This window comes from Kitasatospora sp. NPDC005856, from assembly GCF_040629945.1.
Taxonomy (GTDB): Bacteria; Actinomycetota; Actinomycetes; order Streptomycetales; family Streptomycetaceae; genus Kitasatospora.
Genome location: NZ_JBEXWT010000036.1, coordinates 52178 through 75359, shown reverse-complemented (window position 1 = coordinate 75359; position 23182 = coordinate 52178). Strand labels below are relative to the sequence as shown.

Genomic DNA, 23182 nt, shown 5'->3' with positions numbered 1-23182 from the left:
CCTTCGGCCGGACACCGGCTCCGCTCCACGGCCTACGCCGACGGACACCTCGGGGTGAAGGAACGACGGCCGCCGGTCCGCTCGGGAGGCGCACCGGTCAGGGGCGGGGCGTCCAGCCGGGCGGGGTGAGGCCGGTGTCGGAGAGGATCCGCTCGACGGTGTCATCGAGGGTGCTGTGCCGGCCGATGACCCGTTCGAGGCCGCCGGGCAGGACGTCGTGCGCCCGGTACCAGCCGGCCATCTGCTCGGGGGAGACCTCGGCGGCCAGCGGGCGGGTGGCGTGCCGCCGGACGGTCTCCTCGAAGTCGACGTCCAGGTAGTACAGGAAGCTGCGCCCGAGGTGGTCGGCCGCCAGCCGGGCCAGCATCCGGCCGTAGCGGTCGGCGGCGAGGATGCCCTCGACGACGACGTGGAAGCCGTGGTCGAGGGCATGCCGCGCCACCAGGTCGATCAGGCCGATGTTCGCCCCGCCGGCGACATCCCGCTCCCGCAGCACCTCGCGCCGCAGGACGTCCTGGCCGACGACGGCGATGCCCCGGCCGTACGCGGCGCGAAGCCGCGCGGCGGTGCTGGACTTTCCGGCACCGCTCGGCCCGCGCACCACGATCAGCACCGTGTCGGCGCTGCCCGTCGTGCCGCTCCTGCCCGTCGTGCCGGTCCTGCCCGTCGTGTCCGCCGTGCCCGTCCCGCCGGGGAGCCGCTCTCCGCTGCCGTCCATGACGTACGACGGTATCCGCCGGCAGCTCACGGGGCGACGGAGATCCGTCCTGCTGCTCCGTCTCCCCGCGCTCAGCGCAGGACGGCGAGTTCGGCCACCACGGCGCGGTGGTCGCTGCGCGGCAGGGCGTGCTCGGAGACGTCGACGGCGGTCAGCGCGGGCCCGTGCAGGACGTGGTCGATCTGGATCACGGCCGGGACGCGGTAGTCGGGGTGGTCCTGCGGCCAGGTCGGGAAGAGGCCCGCGCCGAGCTCCTCGTGGGTGTCGGCCAGGCCGGTGTCGACCAGGTCGCGCATCGGCTTGTGGTCGAGGGTGGCGTTGAAGTCGCCCAGCAGGACCGCGTTGCGGGTACGCCCTGGTGCGGCGGCCCGCAGGTCGTGCAGCCCCTCGGCCCAGCGGCGGGCGTCGCCGAGCGGGTAGTAGGTGTGTACGGCGACCAGCTGTACCGGGCGGCCGCCGACGTCGACGGTCAGGTTGGTGGTCGGCCAGGCCGGGTCGGCGGCGGAGCTGACGGGCAGCCGGGTGTAGAGCGCGGTGTCGGTGCCGGCCGGCCGCTCGCGGTGCGGCAGCAGGGCGCGGATGCCGGCCGCGTCCAGCGCGTCGGCGGCGGAGTCGCTCTGCTCCTCGACCGCGAGCACGTCGATCCGCTGGTCGCGTACGAGATCGACCAGGGACTTCGGCGAGACCTGCCCCATGAAGTTGTTGCTGGTCGCCACCCGCAGCCGGGGCGCGTCGGCGGGTGCGTCGGCCGCGTCCGGGACGAACCGGGGTATCAGCCACCACAGTTGCAGCGCCACCAGAGCGGCCGCGACGAGGGCCAGCCACCGTCCGCGCAGCGCCGCCACCACCGCGAACAGCAGCACGCTGAGCAGCGCCGCGTACGGCAGCCCGGCCATCGGCAGGGCCCACACCGTGCCGTCGTCCCAGCCGAACAGCCGCACCACCGCGAGCACGGCCGGTCCCAGCAGCAGCACCCCGCACCCGATCAGCGCGACGCGACGCCAACGGCGCCTGCCGGCGCGCGATGCGCTCTTCGACGTACGGTCCGTCACGGTGCTCCTTCCACGGGGGACGGCCGACATCCGTGATCATCGGCCGCCGTCGTGAAGGACGGACGCCCCTACCCGGGGCCCGGTTCCGCGCCACCGGCGCCTGCCCGGCGGATCGTTTCGGCTACAGCTGGTACCAGTCGTCCCCACCGGCGCGCAGCGAACGGCCGAGGTAGTCGCGCAGGTCGTTGGCCACCCACCGGCGGCTGTCGCTCTCGTGCTCCCAGACGAACACGTCCGGGCGCTGCGGCTTCTGCACGAAGGCGAACTGGTCGCCGCCCCCGTTGTCGCCGAAGAACAGGAGGGCGTCGAACGACATGTAGAGCTGGGCGAAGGTCTCGTCGGACCAGAAGCGGAGGTTCTGCTCGACGATCCGGTCGATGGTCCAGACGGTGTCCACGTGAGAGTGGCCGAGCACGCCGTCGCTCTCCGACAGCAGCTGCTTGAGGTCCGTCGGCAGGGCGCGCCCCAGCCGCCTCTCGGCCTCGACGATCCCGGACGCCTCGGCCGGCTCCCGAAGCCCTGCACCGGGAAAGACTTCCCGCACCGACTGTCTCCACATGGCCGTGAGCCTAGCCAAGGGCGACGCCGTCTCCACGAAGAGGTCGGCCTCGGCGGCGTCGCCGGGCGCGACGACGCCCGCCCGGGTCCCGCGCCCGCCCGGGGGCCGGTGACCGAGGCACTGCCACCGCCGGGCCACCTTCACTGTCCAAACACCGGACACCCACGCGGCCTCCCCACTAAGGTGAGGCCCGATTCACCGCTCGGCCATCCCCCCGACCAGCGGGCATCCAGCATGCCCGCCGCCAGGACTGGAGTGAACCGACCATGCATCCTCGTCCCCTCTGGAAGCGCCTCACCGGCGCGGTCGTCCGCCGCGGCATAGGCGCCACCCTGGGCGCGCTCGCGCTCATCGCCGCTTTCGTCCTCGCGGGAACCGCCGCCGGCACGTCCAGCGCGGCCGCCCAGCCGGCCGGCGTCACCAGCGCCACCAGTGTCACCAGCACCGGCCAGTGGGCCTGCTCCGGAGCCGCCATCCCGAACGGATGGGTCATCACCGCCTACAACAAGGACGGCTGCAGCGGCTGGGGCTCGTGGTTCCAGCAGCCGGAGGCGGACGGCCTCTACAGCTGCGGCGGCTCCCCGATCATCTCGGGGTACGTCCTCACCGACTACATCAAGTACGGCTGCAACGGGATGGGCTCCTGGCGGCACAACCTCGTCCAGGACGGGATCTGGACCTGCGGCGGCTCCCCGATCGTCGCGGGCTACGTCGTGACCGGCTACGTGGTCTACGGCTGCAACGGGGTCGGTGGCTGGTACCACCAGATCGCCAAGGCCGGCCTGGTCACCTGTCCCAACTCGCCGATCCCGCCGGGCTTCCGTTCGGGCGCCTACTGGGGGGGCGGCTGCACCGGCCACGGCGGCTACTACCTCCTCAGCGCCTGACCCCGCGCCACGTCCGCCACACCGGAGGCACCGCACGTCGTGCGGTGCCTCCGGCACGTCCCCGCTCGACCCGAGCGGGTGGCGGCGGTCCCGCACCTGCGGCGGTCACCGAGCGGCGGCGCGGCTCCGCCCGAGGTGGAACTCGACGGAACGGCACAGGATCAGCGGGGGCGGGTGCGCAGCGGCGGCGGCCCGGACGTGCCGAGCACGTGCTGCGGCCGGCCGCGCAGCAGCTCGAAGTCGAGCACGGCGCCGCGCGCCGCGTCGGCCCCCACCAGCTTCAGCGCGGTGGTGGTCGATGTCCGGGCGGGGTGGTCACCAGTGGCGTCGGCGGAGGCTGGGGAGCAGGAAGCAGAGGCCGGCGAGGACGAGGGTGGAGAGCACAGCGGTCACGGGGGTGGGGAAGTGCCCCGGTTCGGCGGCCGATGCCTCGGCCGGTCCGGCGCTGCCGGGAGTCGTCGGGAAGGTGACGGTGGCGCGTGTGGTGTGTTCGACCAGGCCGCTCCTGAGCGTGAGTTCCGCGGCCCAGGGGCCGTCCGGCAGCTGGGTGTCGAGCGGGACGACCGCCTCCGCGAGGCCGCCCGGGGGCACCGTGGTGCCCGTCCTGGCCGGGAAGGGGCCTGCGCGCAGGCCGCCCGGCCCGTCGAGGAGGTGGAGCGCTCCGGTGATGTCCAGGGCGCGGCCGCCCGTGTTGTGGATCCGGGCGTGAAGCTCCTTCCGCCCGTCGCGGGCCCTGGTCGGGGAGAGCCGCTCGATCGTGAAGTCCGAGGGTGGCTCGCCTCCGGGACCGACGTCGACGTACATGCGCACCCCCACCCGGCCCAGGAGCGCCAGATTGTGCGAGCGGTCCGCGGGGCTGCCCGTCTGGGCCCAGACGACGCCGTAGCGCTCCCCGGCGGCGGCGTCCTTGGGCACCCGGATGGTGGTGCGCACCTGCGCGGTCGTGGAGGCCGCCATGTCGAGGTCGGTCTTGTCGAATGACGTCCAGCCGGTCAGCTCGTTGGGCGTGCGGTCCGGCGCGAAGGCGAACTGCCCCTTCTCGATGGTGGCCGCCGCGGCGTACACGGTGACGTGGATCGGCGTGGACGACTCGTTGGTGACCTCCACCCGCCGCTCGATGGTCGTGCCCGGCGCGACGTGGTCGACGATGTAGGCCTGTGCCCGGGGATCGTCGCGGCGGTTCTCCGGAGCGTCGAGCAGCCTGATGCCGATGGTCTTCCTCTCGGGGGTCGGCCGGGGAGAGGGTACTCCGGGAGCGGCGGAGACCCCGGGCGCCCCCGGCCCGGGCATCCCGTCCGCCGACGCCGGCAGCACCCCGACCGCCTGGACGACGGCCAGCACCGTCAGCAGGACCCAGGAGCGGCGCGCACCGTTCATGCGATTCATGTGGTCAGGCAACGGAGTGGGTCAGCGTTCCGGTGTAGGTCCCGCCGACGGCGCCGGCGGGCAGGGCGACGCTGATCGTCGGGTCCCAGGTCGCGGTGTTGTCCCCGACGCCCGCGCTCCCGGTGACCACCACCTGCGGTGAGTTACTCAGCGTCACATTCGTCGGAGTGGCGGTGATGACGCCGGTCGTCGTCACCGACCCGACCGTGTAGGTCGCCCTGGTGGCGGGCACCGTCGACGGGCCGTTGGCGAAGTCCGTCTCCGAGACGGTCACCGACCAGGAGGCCGAGAGGAGAGCACGGTCGTCGGTGACGGTCACGGGGCCGAGCGGAGCGCTCACCTGGGTGCCGGGCGCCCCCGAGCCGAGGGTGGAGCTGACCGGCACCGACATCGACAGCGCGCCGGACGTGACGGTGAAGGTGACCGTGGTGCTGGGATCCGATGCCGCGCCGGCGAGGCCCGGCTGGACCAGGACGAGGGCGACGGACGCGACCGCGACTGGCAGGATTCGCACGCGCACAGTGACTCCAGGGATAGCCGCCTGTAGCGGACACATCGGGTGACGTGATGTCAGACAAACGGGCGCCGCCTCCTCGCGCAAGCCGACGCCGACCGCAGTCCGCCACCGGAATGACCACATTTCAGCCGAATCGAAGCCTCTCCCGATTTTCGCCCCGTCCCCCGTCCGTCCCGGCTCGCTTCGCTAATCCCACACCCCTGCCGGAGCCCGTTCCAGGGGCTCCCTCGTCCCGCCACGGCGTTCCAGGAAGCGATGAACGCGCAGGTCACAGTATGTTTCACCGTTCCAGCGTCCCGAACCGTCGGGCAGTGCTGGCGGGCGGGACGGGCTCCGGGGCAGTCTGTGGTCCGGCGGCGATCGACACCGAGCCCGGGGGAGCACCCGGCCCGCCGAGCCTCCGGGGAGGCGCGGATCCCTGCGTGTCCCTGCGTGACTCCCGTTCGTGTTCAGCCGGCCCGGCCGGCACCCGGGCGCCACCGCGGCCACCACCGGCGCCGACGCCGACGCTCGCCGTCGCCCGTCCGACGCCGAGCGCGGCCACCGCACCCGACGCCTCCACCACGTACCACCCGACCCAGAAGGAAGCCCTGCCATGCGCACCTCGAACCGACGCCCGCTCGCCGTCCTGCTGGCCACCGCCGGACTGCTGGCCGTCGCGGCCACCCCGGCCGCCGCCGTCCACGGCGGATCGGACACCACGACCAGGTCCCACCCGTTCGTCGTGGCCCTGCAGACCGCCACGGGCGAGCAGTGGTGCACCGGCGCGCTCATCGCGCCGACCAAGGTGCTCACCGCGGGTCACTGCGTCAGCGAGGCGGCCGACCCGCGCTCACTGAAGGTGATCGCCGGGCGGACCGACCTGACCGGCTCCGGCGGCCAGGTCCGCCGGGTGAAGGGCTACCAGGTGGACCCGCGCTACACCGCCGGCCTGGACCACGACTCCGCCGTCCTCACCCTGGACCGTCCGCTGCCGCAGAAGCCCGTCCGGGTGGCGCGGCAGGGGGACGAGGCGCTCTACCGGTACGGCCGCACGGCCACGGTGCTGGGGTTCGGGCGCACCGGCTCGGACGGCCCCGGCACGCACCTCAAGCAGGCGCAGCTGACGCTGGCTCCGCCGGCCTCCTGCGACCCGTACACCTCGCCGGACGAATCGCCGCTGCTCAAGGTCTGCGGTCTGCCGCGGGCCGGTACGACGGACAGCGTCTGCAAGGGCGACTCGGGTGGGCCGCTGGTGGCCGACGGTGTGGTGATCGGCGTGGTCTCCACCGGCAACAAGTACTGCGACACCCAGTACCCGATCTCGGTGTTCACCCGGGCCACCGACGTCCCCGCGCAGCTGCTGTCCTAGCCGGCCGGTGCTGCCGCATCCGGAACCGGCCGCCCCGCCCTGCTCCGCCCCGCCCTGCCCCGCCGGGCGGAGCGGGGCCGGCCGGGGCAGGATGCCGACCAGGGCACCGGCCCGGAGCATGACGGCCGCTCATCCGACCTTCCGCAGGATGCCGTCGGCCGTCTGCCTCGTTCCGGACTTCTTGTCCCCCGTGTAGAGGTACGCGGCTTCGTTCGCCGTCTTGAGGGTCAGTGTGACGGAGCCGGTCGGCACGCACGGTCCGGCGTCGATCCGCTCCACCATCTCCAGTGTGGTGGACGCCGCGCCGGACAGGGTGAGCACCCCGTGGCACTTCCCGGCGGCCACGTCGTAGGCGCTCTCACCGACGTCCTGGTGGACGTCCCCCGTTCTGACGGTGATCGTCGTACGGTCGCTCGCACCGCTGTCGCGCTGAGTGGTCCACCCCTGCCACGTTCCCTGGAAGGCCGAGGGCACGGCGTTCGGCGGGGCCGCCTGACAGCGGGTGGTGATGACGGCCGCGGCGATCCCCCCTGCCGCAACGATCAGCGCGACGATGATCGTGTGCTCCCGAGTCCTACCCCGCCCGGTCGAGCCGCGTCGACGGCCTGAACGGGGCGCTGCCTTGCCCACCTCGGCTCCCTTGCTCGTGCGCTCTCCTCACACCAACCATCCGGCACCCCCGGGGCGACCACCGCCGAAGCTCCTCCGACCGGCCTACTCGCGGGAGGCCGCGACCGGCGGGCGACCCACCGCATCCCGCGGCGACGCCGGCGCGGGCTCGACCGGTCCGGCGTCACCGCATCGGCGTGGGAGCGGGTGTGCGCCGCCGATCCGGGCGCAGGACAGGGCCACCGGCCGTCCCGTCGACGGGACCGTCGGCCGGACCGCGGACGGGCAGGACCGGCCGGCGGCGGCCGCCGTCCCGCAGTCGACCTGACGAGGCGTCAGTGATCCTGGTGTTCGGGTGGCTATGGTGACCGGATGAGCGATGAAGCGGTCTCCCTGCGCCCGGTAGCCGAAGCCGACCTTCCCGCGATCGGCCGTCTGATCAACGATCCGGAGGCGATGGGCGAGTTCCAGTGGTACGGCTGGCGGGATCCGGAGCGGCTCCGGCGCCGGTGGGAGGAGCACGGGCTGCTCGGGGACGACCAATGGATGTTCGCGGTCGTGCTCGGCGACGGGTTCTGCGGCTTCGTCGCCGCCGACCGGATGGGCCTGCTGCCCACCATGCCGTACTGGAACATCGGCATCCAGCTGGTGCCGCAGGCGCGCGGGCGGGGGATCGGAACACAGGCCCAACGCCTGCTGGTGGACTACCTGTTCGCCAACACGCCGGTGATGCGGGTGGAGGCGGACACCGAGGTCGGCAACATCGCCGAGCAGCGCGCCCTGGAGAAGATCGGCTTCACCCGGGAAGGGCTGCACCGCGCGGTGACCTTCCGCGCCGGCGAATGGCGCGACGGGCTGATGTACGGCCTGCTGCGCACCGATCCCCGGCCGTAGCGGGACGCCCCCGGGCGGGGGCCGCCGTACTCGGTGACCACCGTGTCCGACGTGTTCCTGACCCACCGTCATGGGGTTTCGGACTCCCGTCAACCACGGACGGCCCTTCATGGCAGACTCTGGGTTGTCGGCCCACTTCTTGCGCTATGGGGGTAGCCATGTTGCCCGAGTTGCTCGCCGCTGCCGCGGCCGCCGGGGGCAGTGCGATCGTGCAGGCCGCGGGGACGGACGCCTGGAACGGGGTCAGGGACGCCGCGGCCCGGCTGCTCGGCCGCAGCGAGGCCCGGCGCGAACAGGCGGAGTCCGAGCGACTCGACCGGACCCGCGCCGTGCTGGAAGCCGCGGCGGACGACGAGACGGAGCGGGTGCAGGCCGCCCAGACGGCCGTCTGGCAGACCCGCTTCGAGGTCCTTCTGGAAGAACTGCCCGACGAGGGGCGGCAGCAGGTGGTGTCGGCACTGGAGCAGCTGGCCGCCCTGGCCGAGGCCGCCCGGCCGGCGGAGACGGTGCACAACGACTTCCGCGGCGCCCGGTTCGACCGCAGCCAGGTGCAGGGCAGTGGCACGATGAACGTGACGAACAACTACGCCGAGTAGCACCGCAGGTGGGGACCGACGGCACCGCGCACCACAAAGGCGGGCAAAGCGGGCGGAACGGGAAAGACCGGGAGCCGACGGGCACAACAGTCAACAACGACTTCCGTGGAGCGCACTTCACCCACAGCCAGGTGCAGGGCAGCGGCGTCACGAACATCGCCAGGACCGCGCAGTGGCGCGCCTACCTCGTCGGGGGCCTCGCCGCCACCGTGACAGTCCTCGTCGTCGTGATCGCGTGGCTGCAGGGGGCGGTCTCATCCCGCGACGCGAATCGCGGCGCCGGTGGCGCGGCCCCCTCGGCACCTGCCTGGTCCTCCGCCCCGTCCTCGGCCCCGCCGGCGTCCCCCCAGCACACCCCGCTGGACCGGCAAGCCGTCGACCGCGTCTTCCGGGAGTACCTCGACGCCCTGGCCGGCCAGGACATGACGGCCTTCCGCCGAGCGACCTGCCCCCGGCTGCGCTCCACGCTGTTGGGGTTCGCGCTCAACGGCTACTACGTCGCCCGCTGGAGGGTCCTCCCGTACGGGATCCCCGCCGACAGCGACCGATTCAGCCTGGACGTGCAGATCACCCAGCGGGATCCCGACTCCGGGCAGCTGGCGGGCGACGTCACGTACCAGTGGATGGCCGAGCGCGACGCGGACGGGAACTACTGGGTCTGCGGCTGGCTCAACGAACGGTGAGCGCCCGCGGCCGGGTACGCACCGGGCGTTCCTCGCCGGCGCCCGCGAACCGACCCGAGACACGCCGCGCGACAACTGCCGTGCGAGCCTGGCATCCGCGACGGGACCGCCTTGTCGCGACGGAGACTGGAGGCCGAGTGGAACTCGAGTGGGTCGATCCTCTGGAGGAGGACCAACTACCGGCCGTCGGCGAGCTCTGTCGGCGCTGCCTGGCCGTTGACGGCGGACTGCCGGCGACCGTGGCACCCGAGTTCCTGGGCAGCAGATACACCGGGGGCACGGTGACCGCTCTCGGCCTCCGGGACGGGACCGGAACCCTGGTCGCGGCCGGATCGGTTCGGGACCGTCGCGGTGTCGCGACGGTGACCGGCCAGGTCGACCCGGCCCACAGGCGGCAGGGGCTGGGGGCCGCGCTGCTGGACCGGCTGCTGGACGTGGCACGTGGCAGGGCGGTGGGCCGGATCGCCGTGGAAACGGAGGCACTGACCGCCGAGGCCGACGCGCTCTTCCGGTCGCGGGGGCTTCGTCAGGCGTTCGCGGAGGACGTGCTCCGGCGCAGCCTGGAGGCCGCCCTGCCCGAGGTGCCCCTGCCCGAGACGGTCGGGATCGAGGAATGGGACGAAAGCAATCAAGGGGACTTCTTCGAGGCGTACCGGTCGGCGTTCGCCGAACGCCCCGGATTTCCCGGCTGGACCGAAGCGCAATGGGTCGACTGGACAGCCGCCGACGACGACTTCCGCCCCCGGTACTCGCTGCTCGCACGCGCGCTCGACGGCTCTCCCGCGGCCTTCGTGACCTGCGCGCAGGGCTTCCTGATCCAGATCGGAACGGTGCCGCGATGGCGCGGCCGCGGCCTGGGCAGGGGGCTCGCCACGGCCGCGCTGGCGCGGATGCGGGCCGCGGGCGTCGAGGACGTCTTCCTCGACGTCAACGTCAACAACCCCGCATCCGCCGCGCTCTTCCGGAGTCTGGGCTTCTCGCCGGTCGCGCGGCGGGCCCGCTACGAGGAAGCACCTGCCGAGCAGCGGTAGCCATGACACGAGAGACGTCCCGGCCTGCGGCCCGCACACCGGGACCGCTTCCTCCGCCGGGCTTCGCCACGGACGCCGACGCCGTGGCACACCGGCCGAGTGGCTCGCGCAGTTCGGCCTGCCGGAGGACGACGGCGCGGACGACGGCGCGTGGCTCTGCGATCCGGACGGCGTCGGGCCCCGGCTGTGCATCCTCAGGGTCCCGGAGCCGAAGACCGCCAAGAACCGGCTCCACATGGATGTGCGGGTGCCGGGACACGGCAGCCCGGCCGAGCGGTGGGCGCGGATCAGGGCGGAATCCGCGCGGCTGGTGCAGGCGGGCGGGAGCGTCCTGGAGACCTTCGAGGGCCATCACGTCGTGATGGCGGACCCGGAGGGCAACGAGTTCTGCGTCGCGGCGGCCCCCACCCGGGGCTGACCGGCCTGCGGACCCGACGGGCGCGGCCCCCGGCCCGAGCGGCCCCCACCCCCCCCGAGCCGAGCAGCCCCCGGCCCGAGCGGGAGCAGCTACCCGAGCGCGAGCATCGCCTCCGCGACCTCGCCGAGCGCCGCGTCGGTGATCGCGGTGGCGGCCCCGTCGAGGACGAGCAGCCGCGCCCCGGGGATCTCGCGCGCGAGCGCCTCGCCGTTGCCGACGGGGAAGAACCGGTTGCGGCGGCCGTGGACGACGAGGGTGGGGATTTTGACCCCGGGCAGGCGCTCGCGCCAGCGGGGTCCGCAGTCCAGCCCGGAGAACACCAGGCCCAGCTGATTGGCCATCTGGACCGGGGGAGCGGTGCCGGGCGTGCGGTCCCAGACGCGCCCGGCGAGAGCGCGCGCGGCGACGGGGTCGTCGCCGAGGATCTCCGCGCCGGCGGCGGCGAACTCCGCGACCGCCTGGCGATCGGCCCAGTCGGGCAGCGGACGCGCGAACAGCCGGTTCATCGTCGCCCGGTCGTGGTCGGGGAGGTCGTCGTCGGGCGGGCCGGGGGCGACCGGGCGGGTGCCGACCAGGGTGAGCGCGCGGAACGCGCCCGGATGGTCGAGCACGGCCACCTGGGCGACCAGCCCGCCGACTCCGGTCCCCGCCAGGTGCGCGGGTGCCCCGCCGAGCGCGACGGCCAGGGCCGCCGCGTCGGCGGCGAGGCCGCGCAGGGTGTAGGCGGGCGTCCGCGGATCCGCCGTCGTCGACTCCCCGCTGTCGCGCAGGTCGTAGCGCACCACCCGGCGCCCGCCGGCGGCGAGGCGCTCGCACAGCGCGTCGGGCCAGGAGAGCATCGTCGGCCCGCCCGCGAGCAGGACCAGTGGTGCGCCGTGGTCACCGAACGACTCGACGCCCAGGGCGATCCCACCGATGTCGACGGTCGTCATCGGATCACCGGGCGTCGTCGTGCCCGAGACCGCGGTCGGGCGCGCTCATGTCGCCCGTCCGGGGCGTGCCGTCGGCGAGCCCGTAGCGCAGGTACACGGTGCCCTGCGGGCCGGCCACCGGCGGTGCGAGGAGCGTGAGGTTCGTGGGCACCGCGCCACCGTCGAACACCTTCTTCCCGACGCCGAGCACGATCGGGTGCACCCACAGGTCGAGCCGGTCGAAGAGCTTCTCCCGCAGGAGGGTCTGCACCAGGTCCAGGCTCCCGACGACCTTCACGCGCTCGTGCCGGTCACGGATCCCGCGCACCGCGGCGGCCAGGTCCGGGCCGAGCTGCGTGGACCCGGCCCACGGGAGGTCGGGCGTGCCGCGGGAGGCCACGTACTTCGGGACGCGGTTGAAGAGTTCGGCGATCTCGCCGTCCTTCTGGTGCGGCCAGTAGGCGGCGAAGATGTCGTACGTCCGCCGGCCGAGCAGCAGGGCGTCGGTGCCCTCGTACGCGGCGAGGATCTGCGCCCCGGTGGCCTCGTCGATCAAGGGCGCCTGCCAGCCGCCGAACGGGAACCCGACCGGGTCCTCGTCGGGGCCGCCGGGCGCCTGCCCGACGAGGTCGAGGGTCGCGAACAGTTCGATGTCGATGAGGCCCATGGCTGTACTCCCGATGAGTTGGTCGTCCTGTCGAGATGTAGACCTGCCGGGGCCGGAAAACTCATCGCCACGCCGGTACCCGGTGCCCGCGCATCCCCGACCGCCCCGCCCGGCACCGCCGGCGCCCCCGACGGCCGGAGAGCCGTTGCCGCGCGGCAGGCCATCGTCCACGCACGATCATCGGATGTGACATCAGACACATTCCTTCCGTCAAGTACCGGTCGGCTGCCGCTCGCAACGCCCAAACCCGCAGGTCGAATTCGCGACCCGGGGTCCCGGACGCACCCGGCGGCCGTTCAAAACGATCTGGCTGCCCACCGGGCATTGGCCCTAGCCTGCCCGCCATGTCCCAGAACACGAACACCCCGGGTTTCCCCGGGCAGCCGGCCGCTCCGGTCGGCGACCCCGCCAAGGTGCAGTACCAGGTGCAGCAGCAGGCGGGCGTCGGACCGGTCTACGGTGGCCGCGGCACCCTCTTCTCCGAGCCCGTCCTGGTGGTGAACCAGAAGGCCAAGCTGATCGAGCTGACCAACGAGTACGCGGTCTACGACCAGCAGGGCGCCACGCTGGGCTCGGTGGTCCAGGTCGGCCAGAGCAGCCTGCGCAAGGTGGTTCGGCTGCTCTTCTCCATCGACCAGTACCTGACCCACAAGCTGGAGATCCGTGACGCGCAGGGCACCCCGGTGCTGCTGCTGACCCGCCCGGCGAAGATCTTCAAGTCGCGGGTGATCGTGCAGCGTCCGGACGGCCAGGAGGTCGGCCAGATCGTCCAGCAGAACATGATCGGGAAGATCAACTTCTCGCTGGAGGTCGGCGGCCGGAAGATCGGCGCCATCAAGGCGGAGAACTGGCGGGCCTGGAACTTCTCCATCGTCGACGAGACGGACACCGAGGTCGCCCGGATCACCAAGACCTGGGAAGGCCTGGCGAAGACGATGTTCACCACGGCCGACAACTACGTGCTCCAGATCCACCGCCCGCTGCCCGACCCGCTGATCAGCCTCGTCGTGGCGACCGCGCTGACCGTGGACACCGCGCTGAAGCAGGACGCTCGCGGCCTCGGCTGACCGGGAACCGTACGCCGTTGTTCGGAGCCCCGCCCCACAGGGCGGGGCTCCCGCGCGAGCAACCCCCATCACCCAGGCCCTTGCCGGTGACGCTCGGTGTTCCTTGCCGGCCCGGTTTCCTTGAGATCCCGCCGATGGCTTGGCGGAGGGTGACCATCTGTCACCGGATTGCGGCCCGGACCACGCCGTGTCGTCGAGACGGGTCCACGTGCGGACACAGTAGGTGGGGTCGGCGTCGTCCGGTGGCCGGGCTGCCGGTGGCCGGGCCCGAGCTGTCGCATGGCAGCGGTCCGGGACGGGTGGGACATTGGGAACATGAGGACGGCACCAGTGAATCCGTGCAGGTCACGGTCACGGCCATGAGCCGGCGTCGCTGCGGGTGCGGTTGCGGGCGGTGGACCTGCCGTCACTGCCTCCGGCCGCTGTGGTCACTGCTTGCGCTCGGGTGGTCGGCCTGGCTGCTGAAGGAGCTGGTCCGGCTGTGCCGCGTGGAGAACCGTCGCTGCCGCCCGCCGGGCGCGATCCCGCCCTGGGTGCACCGTCAGGCCGACCCGATGATCTACAGCCAGCGGTACCTGCGGTCGCTGGGCCTCGCGGTCACCTGGGACAACCCCGACATCCACGTCGAACTCGCCGCCGCTCCCGGGGTTCCGGTCGACGCGCACACGCTGCGGCCGGACACCGACTACCTCGTGGTCGCCCGGGTCTGGAACGGCTCCACCACCGGTCCGGCGCCGGGCCTCCCGGTCAAGGTCAGCTATCTGGAGTTCGGCGCGGGCACCACCCGGCACGACGTCGGGACGACCAAGGTCGACCTGCCGGTGAAGGCCGCCGCCGGCTGCCCCGCGTTCGCCACGGTGCCGTGGCACACCCCGGCCACCCCGGGCCACTACTGCCTGCAGGTCGAGCTGCTGTGGGACGACGACGCCAACCCGGCCGACAACCTGGGGCAGAGCAACACCGACGTGAAGCCGCTCAACTCGCCCCACGCGACGTTCGCCTTCCCGGTCCGCAACGACCGGCCCGAACGCGCGACCGTCACGCTGACGCTCGACGGTTATGCCGTCCCGCCGCTGGACGCGTGCGGTGAGGACCGCCCTCCCGAGCAGCAGCGGTCACGGCTCGAGCGGCACCGCGTCGAGCACTGGCCGATCCCGAACGGCTGGCGGGTGACGGTGCATCCCGCCGAGGTGACGCTGGACCCGGGCGAGCGGGCCGAGGTGACGGTCGACGTGACGGCGCCCGACGGCTTCGCCGGCCGACAGGCGATCAACGTGCACGCCGGCGTCGGCAGTGAACTCCTGGGCGGGGTCACGCTGTACGTCGACGGCACCGGGTAGTGCACCGGGTAGCGCACCGGGCAGTGAGGAAGGGCCATGGTGGACAGGAGGAAGGACCATGGTTGACGCAGGAGCGATCATCACGCCGCCGGGCCAGTACACGCACTGCGTCGATCGCGCGGACTACGAGGTGCCTCCCGGCCCGCTGGACGCCGGCGTCCCCTCGATCCTCGCGTTCATGCTCTGCGACTACCTGCTCGGCGGGAAGCTCGTCTGCCTCGCCGGCGGCGGCGACGAGTGTGCCATCGGGGTCGTGGTCGGGCTGGAACAGGCCCGGGGCAAGTCGGGCATCGAGGCGATCGACAACGACTTCTCCTTCAACCTCCTCCTCGCCCCGTTCCAGACCGACGACTTCGCGAAGTACAGCCCGCCGGGCACGCCCGATCCCGACATCGTCGATCCGCATCGTGTCCGCGACGACGCCGCCGCGAACGGCCCGCTGGGCCGGCTCCTGAAGGATTCGCCGAATCCCCGACCGCTGCCCGCACCGTTGGACCGGACCGGCATCCCCATCATCAGGAAACCGCTGCCGCAGGGCACGGCCACCTACCCCGTGGACGGCTACGGAGTGCTCTGGAAGCTCGCGGGTACGTCCCTGGCCGACGACGGCCGAGAGGGCGACAACCTGCACAAGCTGTGGGACCAGCCGTCGGACACCGACTGGCACGCACCGCCTCGGACCGGCCGGTGGGTCCCGCTGCCGGTGCTGCACGCGGAGTGCGAGGGGTCCCGGATCTTCTTCGTCTGCCAGGCGCTGAAGCCCTTCCTCGACATACTCCGGGGCAAGCCACCGGGGGGCGGACCGAGCCCGGGAGAGGTCTGCCACGCGGTGGCCGAGGACCTTCCGTGGCCCTTGGACAAGGCGCTCGACGCGGTCTGCAGCATCGTCGAGGACCTCGTCGCCCTCGTCCTGGCCGTCCTGCTGGCGCCCGCGATGCTGGCGGCGGCCGCCGCGGCGTGGGAGGCGGCGCAGGCCTTCGACGACGCGTTCGTCACCGGGCCGGTGGCCCGGCAGATCAAGGTGGGTGACGTGCTCATCGTCCAGGGCCGCTGGGTCTGGGACGCCGGCCACTCGGGGCACACCGAACTGCACCCGGTCAAGGCGATCGTGAAACTCACCACGCCCGCCGGACAACTCCCGGCCGAGGTCAGGCCCGCACCGGCCGGCTACGACCCGCGCACCAACGTCCCGGCCGCCGACCGTGCGACGATCACGGCCACCCAGCAGCGCTGGTGCCGCCTGGTGAACGAAGCCCCGCCGCCACCCGACCCCCGCAACCCCGACGGGCTGACCGGCGCGCAGCTGGGCTCGTTGACACCGGCCCAACTCGCGGTCCTGACCGCGCAACAGCGGCCGGAGAACTCCTGGACGGTGCATCCCCTCATCGACGGCTGCGCACCCGGCCGTCCGCCCGCACAGCCCGGGTGACGGGCCGTGACGGAGCCGAGCCGACCGCCGCGCCTCCTGTGTGCGAAGTGCGCGGTGCGGCCTGCCCTGGTCGTCGCCGTGGTCCTCACCGTCGTGACGCGGGCACGGGCGCGGGCGCGACGCGGCGCGGGTGACGAGGACCGCGCCCGCCGGTGCTGCTCCCCGGCGGCCCGGACCCGCCGGGTCGCGGGCCGGAGGGCAGGGCGCGGACCGGTCCCGTGATCCGCGGGTCGCTCTCCTCGAGCGCATGAGGCGCGTCGGCGGTCCCCGGCGGTCCCCGGCTATCTGCCGTGTGCTGTACGGCTGGTGACGGTCCGTCGGCCGGGAGCGGGCCCGGTGCTCCGGCGGGACGTCGTTCCGTCTAAGGTGTCGGGCATGCCGCTCGTCGAGGTGACCCATGCGCCCACCGTGCCCGAGTCCCGTCTGCGCGAACTGGGCTCGGTGCTGCCGCATCTGGTGTCGCTGGCCGTCGAGTGCCCCGAGGAGCCGTACGACGGCGATCTGCAGCCCGGGGACGTCGAGATCCGCTTCCGGCGGCTGGGCCCGCTGGACCGCAGCGGCCTGGAGGTGGTGATCGAGATCAGGTCGAAGTGGTTCGCCAGCAGGGCGGCCAACCGGCAGGAGCGGGTGGACGTGCTCCACGCGGACATCCGCGCCGCGACCGGGCTCGTCGACTTCGGTGTCTACCTGTCGCTGCCGAGCGCCGCCTGGTCCCAGGGGGACTGAGCGTCCGCGCCCCGGAAGCCCGCCCCGGCCCCCGGCCCCCCGGTACTACGGCCCGGGAACCGGGCCGGGGAACGGCCCGCGGACCCCGGAGGGAGGCCAGAGCTTTCCCGAGGGGAGGTTCTGGCGGGCTCCGAGGAAGTAGTCCACCCCCTCCTCGAACAGCGCCGCCTCGACGACCGCCCGCAGCGGGCCCTGGGCCTCGACGGGAACCGGGTACACGCCGGCCATCATCCATTCGTCATCGCCGAGTTCGAACAAGCCCCTCACCTGCAGGAACTGCTCCCGCGTCAACGTGACGGACGAGCAGAGCCACTCGTCGGGGCCGAATCCCTCCAGCTCCCACAAGACGTTGCGGCCGTCCTCGAACGGATAGTCCTCACTCATCGGCCGATCGTACAGCGCCCGCGACCCGCCCGACCCGGGCGCGAACCCTCCCGCAGCGGACCGCCCGCCTCCTGCGCCCTGCCGTCGTCGCCGCGGTGACAGCCGCGGCCGCCACGATGGTCGGTGACCGGGCACGACGAACGCCCCCGGCCATACGGCCGGGGGCGTTCGTGCAGGGGCGGAACAGGGTGACCGCGGGGGCGGCCACGACAGCGGGGCCCGTGCGGTGGCGACTACTCGACCGCGCGCAGTGCGTTGACGATGCCGAAGCCGTAGAAGCCGTTGACGCGCTCGCCGCCCGCGCAGGTGGCGTCCACGGTGCCGTCGCCGTTCCCGTCGTACGGGCCGGCCGGGCACCCCGGGTTGTCCGCCTGGGCCTTGAGCAGCGCCTGCAGCTGGGCGGGGGTCGCGTGCGGGTGGGCGGACTTCAGCAGCGCGGCCACGCCGGAGACGTGCGGAGTGGCCATGGACGTGCCCTGCTCGTAGCCGTACTGGCCGTTCGGCAGCGTCGACAGGACACCGGGGTGCCCGGACGGCGTGTCCGAGGCCTGGTACCGGTCGCCGCCCGGCGCCGCGACGTCGATCACGCCGAGGCCGTAGTTGGAGTAGGACGACTTCGCGCCCTTGGCGCCGGTGGCGCCGACCGTGACGACGCCCGGAAGTTGGGCGGGCAGGTCCCAGCACCGGTGCGGGTCGACCGTCCGGTTCACCGGGGTGGAGTCGTCGGGGCTGCGGCTGTCGGCGAAGCCGTCGGAGTCCAGGTCGTGGTTGGCGTTGCCGGCCCCGGCGATGTTGAGGGTGCCCTTGCGCTGCGCGTAGAGCTGGGCGCGGTCGACCGCGTCGACGATGGCCTTCTGGTCGGGGTCGTCCAGGCAGTTGTACTGCCAAGGGTCCACGTAGTAGCTGTTGTTGGTGATCTGAACGCCGTGGTCGGCGGCGAACACGAAGGCGCAGACGACGCTCTCGGCGTAGATCAGCTGGCGCGGGGTGGGCTGGGAGACCGTGATGCCGGAGACCTTCACCCCGGGTGCCACGCCCGCGACGCCCACGCCGTTGCGGGCCGCGGCTATCGTGCCCGCCACGTGCGTGCCGTGGAAGTAGTCCGGGTCCACCGGCCGCCAGGAGCCGTACGTGGTGTCGGCCTTGCCGCTGACGCAGTTCGCGGACTGCGACGGCGAGAAGTTCGCGGCGAGGTCCGGGTGGGTGTCGTCGACGCCGGTGTCTATCACGGCGACCGTGACGTCACCGCTGCCCGGGTCGACCTTCGCGGCCCGGTCCGCGCCGATCGCCCGCAGGTCCCACTGCTCGGCTTCGAGGGGCTCGGCGCCCGGGCCGCCGCCGGACGCCTTCTCGATCACCGCGGCCTCGGCCCCGGAGAGGTACCGCACCGCACCCTCGTCCGGCGTCCCCACCGCGCTCAGCGGCGCGGTCCGCGTGGTACCCGCGGACTGCACCCCGCGCACCGCGCGCAGTCGCCTGCCGAAGTCGGGGTTCGCCGAATGGGCGACGATGACGCCGATCCCGTCGTACGTGACGACGACGGTGCCGCCGGCCGCGGTGACGGCCCGCTGCACCTCCGCGAGCGTGCGACGGTCGGTCCCCGTGTTGACGACGTACGCCAGGGTTTGCGCGTCCCCGGCCTGAACGGCGGCCCCTGCCGGGGGCGTTGCCGAGGCCGGTACGGCGAGGGAGCCGAGCGAGGCGGTCAGCGACAGTGCGATCGGCACGGCCAGGCCGAGCCGCCGTAAGGAACGCAGTCGAGCCATGAGTTCTCCACATCATCCGGGTGCGGGACCGGCCGAGGACGGAGTGTCGGCCGGGCAGAAACAGGACGGGTGGTGCGGAAGCGAAGCTATCCCGCCGCCTCACCAACCATCAATGACTCGGCAACGCCCCGGTCATGACGTGACCACACCCGCGGGGAACCGGCACCGACAGCCCGAGGCCGCTGCCCCGGCCGTGCTCCCGGCCCGATGCGTCCCGGCCCGGCTCCCGGCCCGCCCCCGGCAGGCACGCATCGGTGGAACGACCGATGTGCGAGCGGCGGGGGCGCGGCCATAGTCCTCGAAGGAGCGCCCGCGAACGGCCGCGGTGCGCCCGGCTTCCCGAAAGGTCGTTCCTGTGGACACGCACGCGGATCTGGTGTTTCTCAACGGGCAGGTGGTCACGGTCGACGCGGACTTCTCCGTCGCCTCGGCCCTGGCGGTGACCGGCCAGGTCATCAGCGCCGTCGGCCGGAACGACGACGTCGCACCGCTCATCGGGCCCCGCACCCGGGTCGTCGACCTGCGGGGGGCGACCCTGCTTCCCGGCATCAACGACTCCCACCTGCACGGATGCGCCTTCGGCACGGCCACACCGCCGCTCTCCCTCGACCTCGGCCACCCCGCGGTGTCCTCGCTCGGGGACGCGGCCGAAGCGGTGCGCGAGGCGGTCGGACGGACCCCGGCCGGGCAGTGGATCACCGGGCACGGCTGGGACACCGGATACCTCGACGAGTGCCTCCTGGACCCGTCGCGCACGCCCTCGCGGCGCGACCTCGACGCCGTGAGCCCGGACCACCCCGTCGTGCTGTACTCCTTCTCCGGACACGCCACCTGGGTCAACTCCAAGGCCCTGGAGCTCATCGGCATCGACCGGAACACCGTCGCCCCGCCCGGCGGAGCCATCGTCGTCGACGAGACGGGGGAGCCCACCGGGCTGCTCCACGAGGGGGCCCAGGCCCTCGTCCAGAACGCGCTGCCGCCGCTCAGCCGGCAGGAGCGGACCGACGCGATCAGGGCGACCCTCGCCACCCTCGCCCGGCTCGGCGTGACCAGCTACACCGAGCCCGGGCTCGGCCCCGGCGGCGAGGGCATCATGCGGGGCGCGCTCGGCGAGGAGACCCTCGACGTCTACCGCGCGCTGCTGGCCGACGGCGAACTGACCGCCCGCGTCGGCGTCCTGCTGCTGCCCACCGGCATGGCGAGCACCACCGAGGAGTTCGCCCGCGGCCTCGCGGACCTCGGCGCACCCGGCGACACGGACCCGCGCCGCCTCGCGGTCCACGGCGTCAAGGTCTTCGCCGACGGCATCGTCCCCAACAAGACGGCCTGGATGCACGAGCCGTACGTCAGCGGAGGCTGCGGCGCCCTGTGCGTCGGCGGCGACACCGACACCGAGCGCACCGCCGGAATCGAGGCCATGATCCGGCTCGCCCACACCGCCGGGCACCAACTGGGCGTCCACGTCACCGGCGACCGGGCCATCGACACCGTCGCGGACGCCTTCGCCGCGGCCATGGCCGAGCACCCGCGGCCCGACGCCCGCCACTACGTCATCCACGGCGACTTCCTCACCGCGCACAGCATGGAGGTGCTGGCCGCGCACGGCTTCGGCGTCAACATGAACCCCACCATCAAGTGGACCGTCGCCGACATGGAGGAGGAACTCGTCGGCGCCGAACGGGCCGCGTACGCATGGCCGTACCGCGACGCCATCGACGCCGGCGTACGGGTCGCGAGCGGATCCGACGCGCCCGTCACGCACCCCGACTGGCGCCAGGGCCTGGCCACCATGATGCTGCGCGAGTCCAAGGCCGCCGGCCGGGTCAGCGGCCCGGAACAGCGCATCGGCCTGGCCGAGGCGCTGCGCACCTACACGATCGACGCGGCCTGGCAGGACTTCGCCGACGACTGGAAGGGCTCCCTGGAGCCGGGCAAGGCCGCGGACCTGTGCGTGCTCGACGGGGACCTGCTCGCCGCCGACCCCCGGGACATCCCGACGATGCCCGTCGTCCTCACCGTCATGGACGGGCGGATCGTGCACGAGGCCCCGCGCGTTTGACGCCATCCGGGCACATGATCATCCTTGGACGATGGCAGCGGAACGGAGCGTGGCGGAGATCCTGGACGCGGCCGTCGGCGTCCGCGAGGCCGCAAGGAACGCCGTGGCCGGCACGACCGGCCTCGACACCGTCCTGACGGCACTGTCGGGGGTGATGGAGTACGACCACGCCTCCCTGGCCCGGTGGGATCCGCTGCGCGGGCACCACACCACCCTGGCCGGGAGCTACCCGGACGACGCCACCGCGTACATCGAGACGCGCCTGCACCGCGATCCGGTGTTCCCCGTGCTCCGCAGCCCGGCCCGGGGCGGCCTGTGGCTCGGGGACGTCCCCGGGCGGCTCCTGGCCGCCTCCCCGGGCTTCCGGGAGGTGCTGCGCCCGCTCGGCATCGAGGACGGCGTGGCCCAGTGCCTCTTCGCCGCCGACGGCCGGTACGTCGGCATGCTGAACGTCAGCACCCGCCGGCCGCGGTGCGCGCCCGAACCCGCACGTGCGGTGGTCACCCTGCTCAGCGAGGCGCTCGCCGTGGCCGTCGCCCCCCACGCCGCGGCCGTCGCCCCCCACGCCGACCCGCGTTCCGAGGAGGCCGCCGCGGCCGGACCGGCCGCGGCGACCCGGCCGGGCGGACTCTCGCCACGGGAACTCCAGGTCCTGGCCGAACTGACGACCGGTCGCACCAACCGGGAGATCGCCGAGCGGCTGTACGTCACGCCGCGCACCGTGGGGACCCACATCGAGCACATCCTCGCCAAGCTCGACCTCCCCAACCGCGCGGCCGCCGCGGCCCGGGCCGCCGCCTGGGGGATCGGCTGCCCCCGCTGACGCGGACCGGCCGCCGCCGCTCCCGGCCGGCGTCCCGCGACGCCGGCCGCCCGAACGAGCCGCCGAGGATCCCCTCGCCGCCGCCCGTAGGGCTCCGGCTCCGGTCCCCGGGGTCCCGGTGAACGTGCTCGCACCGGTCTCCTGACGGCTCTTCGTCTCGTCGTCCCCTGCGCCCCGGAGGTAGCATGCGTGGCGCGACCATGTCAGGTTGGGGGTTGGGTGGAAACGCTCTACGACAGCGACCGGATGCCGGAGACCGACTGGAGCGGAGCGTGGCGGGAGGTCGCGGTCCAGGGGACGGTCACCGTACAGATGCGATCCCTCGACCCGGACCGCTTCGAGGCCGACCTGAGCGCCGTGCAGCTGGGGGACTGCCAGCTGGCCGCCATGAACTACTCACCCCTGGCCATGCGGCGCACACCGCGGCTGGTCCGGCAGTCCGACCCCGAGCAGTACCAGGTCCTGTTCGTCCGCCGCGGCCGCTCGGGCTTCGAACAGGCCGGCCGGAGCGGTCTCCTCGGCCCGGGCGACCTCGTCGTCCACGACAGCGCGCGCCCGTTCGAGGGCTTCGTCGGCCCCGGGCCGAGCCGCACCCAGTGCCTGATGTTCCAGGTCCCCAAACGCCTCCTGCACCTGCCGCACCAGGAGATCACCTCCCTGCTCGCGACACCGCTCGCCGGGACCCGGGGCACGGGCCTGCTGCTGTCCGGCTTCATGACGGCGCTGAGCCGCGACTCCCCGGACGACACCGGCCAGGCGGCACGGCTGGGCAGGGTGCTCACCGACCTGACCGAGACCTTCCTGGCGCACCACCTCGACCGGCTCGCCGCCGTACCCGGCGACTCCCGGGAGCGCGTCCTCTACCTGCAGATCCTCTCCTTCGTCGACGACCACCTCCCCGCCGAGTGGCTCGACCCCCGGGCCCTCGCCGACGCCCACCGGATCTCGCTGCGCACCCTCTACCGGATCTTCCGGAAGCACGACACGACGCCGGCCGCCCACATCCGCCACCGTCGGCTCGAACGCTGTCGCCTCGATCTGGCCGACCCGCGCCTGTGGCAGCTCACCGTCCACGCGGTCGCCGCGCGCTGGGGCTTTCCGCGCCCGCCCGAGTTCACCCGCGCCTTCCGCACCGCCTACGGCCTGACACCCGGCGAGTGGCGCGAGCGCGCGAGGGACCGGGAACGGCACGCACGGCCAACCGGTCGGCACGCCTCGCCATCGAACCGCACCGACGACGGTGGGACGGTCGTACCGGAGCGCACGCCGGCCGTCGGTCCGGAGCGCGCCTCCCGGTCGCGGGACTGAA

The 23182-nt window shown here is 73.3% G+C and carries 23 protein-coding genes and 1 pseudogene; 14 read left to right on the top strand and 10 right to left on the bottom strand.

Annotated features, from left to right (window positions below; genetic code table 11):
* Positions 1 to 97: 97 nt before the first annotated feature.
* The 3 genes from ABZ449_RS22400 to ABZ449_RS22390 all read right to left on the bottom strand — a co-directional run bounded on the left by ABZ449_RS22400 (position 98) and on the right by ABZ449_RS22390 (position 2329).
* Positions 98 to 718, bottom strand: a complete 621-nt coding sequence (locus tag ABZ449_RS22400; RefSeq protein WP_360348529.1) for an AAA family ATPase — start codon at positions 716 to 718, stop codon at positions 98 to 100.
* Between the two features lie 71 nt (positions 719 to 789).
* Positions 790 to 1770, bottom strand: a complete 981-nt coding sequence (locus ABZ449_RS22395) for an endonuclease/exonuclease/phosphatase family protein (RefSeq protein WP_360348526.1) — start codon at positions 1768 to 1770, stop codon at positions 790 to 792.
* Positions 1771 to 1891: 121 nt separating this feature from the next.
* Positions 1892 to 2329, bottom strand: coding sequence for an SMI1/KNR4 family protein (locus ABZ449_RS22390; protein WP_360348523.1), 438 nt, complete (start codon positions 2327 to 2329; stop codon positions 1892 to 1894).
* A 266-nt stretch (positions 2330 to 2595) separates the two neighbouring features.
* On the opposite strand from ABZ449_RS22390, the gene ABZ449_RS22385 reads away from it, so the two are divergent.
* Positions 2596 to 3216 (top strand): hypothetical protein, encoded by a 621-nt coding sequence (locus ABZ449_RS22385; RefSeq protein ID WP_360348520.1) that lies wholly within the window; start codon positions 2596 to 2598, stop codon positions 3214 to 3216.
* A gap of 315 nt (positions 3217 to 3531) precedes the next feature.
* Here ABZ449_RS22385 and ABZ449_RS22380 read toward each other — a convergent pair whose 3' ends face one another.
* Entirely contained in the window at positions 3532 to 4602 is a 1071-nt protein-coding gene (locus tag ABZ449_RS22380; protein WP_360348517.1) for a hypothetical protein, read from the bottom strand.
* 4 nt (positions 4603 to 4606) lie between these two features.
* The gene (locus ABZ449_RS22375) at positions 4607 to 5116 is read right to left on the bottom strand and encodes a hypothetical protein (protein WP_360348514.1); all 510 of its coding nucleotides are present in this window, start codon (positions 5114 to 5116) and stop codon (positions 4607 to 4609) included.
* Positions 5117 to 5714: 598 nt separating this feature from the next.
* On the opposite strand from ABZ449_RS22375, the gene ABZ449_RS22370 reads away from it, so the two are divergent.
* On the top strand, positions 5715 to 6470 hold the full coding sequence (locus ABZ449_RS22370) for a serine protease (RefSeq protein ID WP_360348510.1): 756 nt from the start codon (positions 5715 to 5717) through the stop codon (positions 6468 to 6470).
* Positions 6471 to 6599: 129 nt separating this feature from the next.
* Here ABZ449_RS22370 and ABZ449_RS22365 read toward each other — a convergent pair whose 3' ends face one another.
* A complete protein-coding gene (locus ABZ449_RS22365) occupies positions 6600 to 7100 on the bottom strand; it encodes a hypothetical protein (RefSeq protein WP_360348507.1) in 501 nt (166 codons plus the stop codon).
* A 351-nt stretch (positions 7101 to 7451) separates the two neighbouring features.
* Between ABZ449_RS22365 and ABZ449_RS22360 the strand changes: the two genes are divergently transcribed.
* From ABZ449_RS22360 to ABZ449_RS22340, 5 genes and pseudogenes are all read left to right on the top strand, one after another.
* Positions 7452 to 7973, top strand: a complete 522-nt coding sequence (locus tag ABZ449_RS22360) for a GNAT family protein (protein WP_360348504.1) — start codon at positions 7452 to 7454, stop codon at positions 7971 to 7973.
* Positions 7974 to 8131: 158 nt separating this feature from the next.
* Positions 8132 to 8569, top strand: a complete 438-nt coding sequence (locus tag ABZ449_RS22355) for a hypothetical protein (protein WP_360348501.1) — start codon at positions 8132 to 8134, stop codon at positions 8567 to 8569.
* 131 nt (positions 8570 to 8700) lie between these two features.
* The gene (locus ABZ449_RS22350) at positions 8701 to 9252 is read left to right on the top strand and encodes a hypothetical protein (protein ID WP_360348498.1); all 552 of its coding nucleotides are present in this window, start codon (positions 8701 to 8703) and stop codon (positions 9250 to 9252) included.
* 137 nt (positions 9253 to 9389) lie between these two features.
* On the top strand, positions 9390 to 10283 hold the full coding sequence (locus tag ABZ449_RS22345) for a GNAT family N-acetyltransferase (RefSeq protein ID WP_360348495.1): 894 nt from the start codon (positions 9390 to 9392) through the stop codon (positions 10281 to 10283).
* Between the two features lie 97 nt (positions 10284 to 10380).
* A pseudogene (locus ABZ449_RS22340) lies at positions 10381 to 10701 on the top strand (VOC family protein); the annotation flags it as partial.
* Positions 10702 to 10790: 89 nt separating this feature from the next.
* On the opposite strand, the gene ABZ449_RS22335 reads toward ABZ449_RS22340, so the two are convergent.
* Positions 10791 to 11633: an alpha/beta hydrolase gene (locus ABZ449_RS22335; protein ID WP_360348492.1), complete on the bottom strand. Its 843-nt coding sequence runs from the start codon at positions 11631 to 11633 to the stop codon at positions 10791 to 10793.
* A gap of 4 nt (positions 11634 to 11637) precedes the next feature.
* Positions 11638 to 12279 carry a dihydrofolate reductase family protein gene (locus ABZ449_RS22330; protein ID WP_360348489.1) on the bottom strand — a complete coding sequence of 214 codons (642 nt, stop codon included), beginning with the start codon at positions 12277 to 12279 and terminating at the stop codon, positions 11638 to 11640.
* Positions 12280 to 12623: 344 nt separating this feature from the next.
* Here ABZ449_RS22330 and ABZ449_RS22325 point away from each other — a divergent pair, with 344 nt between their 5' ends.
* The 4 genes from ABZ449_RS22325 to ABZ449_RS22310 all read left to right on the top strand — a co-directional run bounded on the left by ABZ449_RS22325 (position 12624) and on the right by ABZ449_RS22310 (position 16841).
* The gene (locus tag ABZ449_RS22325; RefSeq protein ID WP_360348487.1) at positions 12624 to 13346 is read left to right on the top strand and encodes a phospholipid scramblase-related protein; all 723 of its coding nucleotides are present in this window, start codon (positions 12624 to 12626) and stop codon (positions 13344 to 13346) included.
* A 488-nt stretch (positions 13347 to 13834) separates the two neighbouring features.
* On the top strand, positions 13835 to 14686 hold the full coding sequence (locus ABZ449_RS22320; protein WP_360348484.1) for an NEW3 domain-containing protein: 852 nt from the start codon (positions 13835 to 13837) through the stop codon (positions 14684 to 14686).
* A gap of 58 nt (positions 14687 to 14744) precedes the next feature.
* Positions 14745 to 16115 carry a hypothetical protein gene (locus ABZ449_RS22315; RefSeq protein WP_360348481.1) on the top strand — a complete coding sequence of 457 codons (1371 nt, stop codon included), beginning with the start codon at positions 14745 to 14747 and terminating at the stop codon, positions 16113 to 16115.
* 375 nt (positions 16116 to 16490) lie between these two features.
* Complete coding sequence (locus tag ABZ449_RS22310) at positions 16491 to 16841, top strand: hypothetical protein (RefSeq protein WP_360348478.1); 351 nt, start codon at positions 16491 to 16493, stop codon at positions 16839 to 16841.
* Between the two features lie 45 nt (positions 16842 to 16886).
* Here ABZ449_RS22310 and ABZ449_RS22305 read toward each other — a convergent pair whose 3' ends face one another.
* Positions 16887 to 17225: a hypothetical protein gene (locus tag ABZ449_RS22305; RefSeq protein WP_360348475.1), complete on the bottom strand. Its 339-nt coding sequence runs from the start codon at positions 17223 to 17225 to the stop codon at positions 16887 to 16889.
* Positions 17226 to 17458: 233 nt separating this feature from the next.
* Positions 17459 to 18991: a S8 family serine peptidase gene (locus ABZ449_RS22300; RefSeq protein WP_360348472.1), complete on the bottom strand. Its 1533-nt coding sequence runs from the start codon at positions 18989 to 18991 to the stop codon at positions 17459 to 17461.
* 355 nt (positions 18992 to 19346) lie between these two features.
* Between ABZ449_RS22300 and ABZ449_RS22295 the strand changes: the two genes are divergently transcribed.
* The 3 genes from ABZ449_RS22295 to ABZ449_RS22285 all read left to right on the top strand — a co-directional run bounded on the left by ABZ449_RS22295 (position 19347) and on the right by ABZ449_RS22285 (position 23181).
* Positions 19347 to 21050: an amidohydrolase gene (locus ABZ449_RS22295; protein ID WP_360348469.1), complete on the top strand. Its 1704-nt coding sequence runs from the start codon at positions 19347 to 19349 to the stop codon at positions 21048 to 21050.
* A gap of 31 nt (positions 21051 to 21081) precedes the next feature.
* Positions 21082 to 21873 (top strand): LuxR C-terminal-related transcriptional regulator, encoded by a 792-nt coding sequence (locus tag ABZ449_RS22290; protein ID WP_360348466.1) that lies wholly within the window; start codon positions 21082 to 21084, stop codon positions 21871 to 21873.
* A gap of 219 nt (positions 21874 to 22092) precedes the next feature.
* Positions 22093 to 23181: a helix-turn-helix domain-containing protein gene (locus ABZ449_RS22285; protein WP_360348463.1), complete on the top strand. Its 1089-nt coding sequence runs from the start codon at positions 22093 to 22095 to the stop codon at positions 23179 to 23181.
* Position 23182 lies beyond the last annotated feature (1 nt).